At 67.8% G+C, this 2,614-nt stretch carries 3 protein-coding genes and 1 pseudogene; all 4 read right to left on the minus strand.

Features of this window, described 5'->3' with window-relative positions; translation table 11 throughout:
* The coding region (locus MOPEL_RS16015; RefSeq protein WP_009482690.1) for a DUF4062 domain-containing protein at window positions 1-692 on the minus strand (692 nt) is incomplete at its 3' end.
* The gene (locus MOPEL_RS16690; RefSeq protein ID WP_009482691.1) at window positions 689-886 is read right to left on the minus strand and encodes a hypothetical protein; all 198 of its coding nucleotides are present in this window, start codon (window positions 884-886) and stop codon (window positions 689-691) included. The genes MOPEL_RS16690 and MOPEL_RS16015, both read right to left, overlap by 4 nt.
* A 285-nt stretch (window positions 887-1,171) precedes the next feature.
* Window positions 1,172-1,525 (minus strand): polysaccharide deacetylase family protein, encoded by a 354-nt coding sequence (locus MOPEL_RS09550; RefSeq protein WP_009482692.1) that lies wholly within the window; start codon window positions 1,523-1,525, stop codon window positions 1,172-1,174.
* 33 nt (window positions 1,526-1,558) lie between these two features.
* Window positions 1,559-2,614 (minus strand): annotated as a pseudogene (locus MOPEL_RS17710) (hypothetical protein); the annotation flags it as partial.

Raw genomic sequence — 2,614 nt, forward strand, 5'->3', positions numbered from 1 at the left:
CCATGTACCGGGCGACCGGTCTGGTTGGACAGGACGAGTTCGTGACGCCGACGCGTCTTCGTGCGTCCCTTGCTGTCGGTTTCGATGTACTCGCTGCTCTCGATCCGGGGCCACACCCCTAGGGCGGGGTCGGTCTCGGCTGGGAGCGTGGTCCGCTCGTGCTCGGCCGTGCGTTCGGCTTGGCTGGTGAAGCGCGTGAGGAACTGCGATATGTGATCCTGCAGCTCTGCCTTGTCGGTGAAGGGCAAGACCAGGGCTCGGCTGTAGGTGTGTTCCTCCATGTGCTTGTTCAGCCGGAGTAGCTCTTCGACGTCCGATGTCCCCGTGGCTGCTGGTCGTGCGCTGGCGTCGCGGAGAATGCCCACGGGTTTGCCAGCGGCGTCGAGGCGTTCGATCTCTTCCCAGGTGCCGGAGACCGCTTCACCGGTGGGGCTGCCCAGCTTGTCCCGGAAGATCGCGAGGCAGGCGTCTGCGCGGTCGGTCAGCTGGTCGTTGATCAGTCCTTGCGGGCGACCGCCGAACTCAGCCACGGCGTCCTCGCCCCAGGCCACGGGGATCACCACCGTGCTGGTGGCCTTGCCCATCTGGGCGTTCCACCGTGCTATGGCGTGGCGGATTGTGGCGAGCGTGTCCGTGGTGACATCGCTGGGGGAGGAGATGAGCACCTCGAAGGCAGTGCAGGGATAGCTCACGCAGCACCACCGCCCTCGTGGATGGTGGTCTCGGGATGACGTGCTGCCGTGGCCTTGGTCACGTACCGGCCCGTGATGGAACTGCGATAGCCGCTGCTCTTGGAACCGTTACTCATCGTGATGGTCGTGCGTGGATTGCGGCGTGCGGTCAAGGCCGTGACGAACCGGCCACTCTTGGCGCTGCGCGCGGTCATGAGAAAACTCCGTTCTCCCCGGAGGGATCGCGAAGCACTGCACCGGGTAGCCTCGAGGATCTACGGTCCAAGTAGAGCCAGCCTCGGCATCCGTCACCTCGGCGGACGCCGAGGCTGCGTGCTTCGGGGAGAAGCTACCCCACGGCGCCGACAACCCTTAGCGTGAAACGCCGGACCGGAGCCTACATGTTGTGCCCCAGTCCGCTCCTTGTCACAAGATATAGGGATCCTGGCGCTCGAATCGTTCCGCGCGGCAGCTGCCCGGGCGACAAGCCGCCCCGTGCGTTACGTACGTGGGGAGCCCAGGCGGCGTTCGTACGCGGCCGGGTTCGAGGATTCGAGGCGGGGGCAGGCGAACCATGTCGGCTTGTCGACGGTGCCCGTGATGGCGTAGATGATCTCGTGGTGTACGTCGTCGGCGATGACGCCGTAGCAGCGGCCGGCGTAGGTGATGTCGGGGTGGTTCCTGATGTCTTCCGGGAATTGTTCGGCCCACCGCAGTCGGTTGCCGCGTTCTGCCTCGACGGGGATGTCGGTGCCTCGGCCGAGGAGGTAGTGGGTGATGGCGTGGGAGTGCCAGTTGGCAGCGGGTAGGTGCAGGGTGCGCTGTGCTGATGGGAATCGGTGGGTGCTGTCCACGACTGGCTCGGGGGTGCTGGTCGGTCTGGTCAGTCAAGGTGGCTGCCAGGTCAGGGGTCCGTCTGCGCGGATGGCGGCGTTCTCGTGGATGATCTGGTGCGCGCGCCGGAACAGCGGCATGTGGGCTTCATCGACGCGAGCCCGCTCGGCGACGTGGGTGGCGTAGTCGGTCGAGGCCGGGGGCAGTTGCAGCTGGGCTGGGCCGTAGGCGATGTCGCCTCCGGTGAAGAGTTCCCAGAAGCGTCGCTGGCTCGGGAGATCGGGATGGGGGACGTCGATGGTGTCGGCTGCCTGAGTGAGAGCGGCGGCGATGAGGTCGGTGTCCTCGCCGAGGATCCGGCGGTCTCGGTAGTTGATGGGTGGAGGGTCGTCGGCGAGCCGGTCGTACAGCGTGTTGAGGTCTGCCAGGAAGGTCGGCCAGGTCCCGCCGCGCAGGAGAAGCTTCCAGGTGGAGCCGACCTGGTTGGCCATGCTGGTGGGCAGCGCCAGGTCGAACGCGATGAGCCCAAAGGGCCGCGTGGAGCCGAGCCTGGCCAGGGCCAGCGCGGCCACGACGCCGTGGTGGGGTGAGCTTTCGGCCAGGCATGGGACAGTGCCCGGCCACAGCGTCTGAGGGATGCGTTCTGGTGCCAGCGGTCCCCGTGGGGGTCCGAGTGCGTCGAGGCGCAGCAGGGGCCAGTCCGCGTGTTTCTCCTGGCCGGGGTAGTGGGGCGCGGGTGAGCCGACCCGAAAGGTGAGCTGGGTGGCCGGGGTCAGCTCTGCGGCGTGGTGGTGGAGTTGCAGGGCGCCGAGGATGGGGTTGTGCACGCGGCGGGCCAGGTCGGTGTTGACCAGGATCGGGGCGTGCGGCCCGGTGGGGGAGAGCACTCTGGCGGCTTCGCGGCCGCCGGTGTCCGTGTCGGGTTGGCGAAGCACCCTCAGTGCGGTGGGGAAATGGGCGGCGAGGTCGCGGGCGGTGTGCTTGTCCCGGGTTCCGGCGGTGGCGTCCAGGAGCTCGAGGAAGGCGTGGGCGATGACCTCGGCGCGGGCGGTGACGCCGCAGGCCGAGGTGTGCTTGTCCCCGTGGGTGGCGAGCTCGTTGAGGAGGAG

Source organism: Mobilicoccus pelagius NBRC 104925 (assembly GCF_000247995.1).
GTDB classification, from domain to species: Bacteria; Actinomycetota; Actinomycetes; order Actinomycetales; family Dermatophilaceae; genus Mobilicoccus; species Mobilicoccus pelagius.

Excerpts from the sequence above, each read along its gene's own strand:
- MOPEL_RS16690 (WP_009482691.1), bottom strand. The coding sequence starts at position 886 with ATGACCGCGCGCAGCGCCAAGAGTGGCCGGTTCGTCACGGCCTTGACC.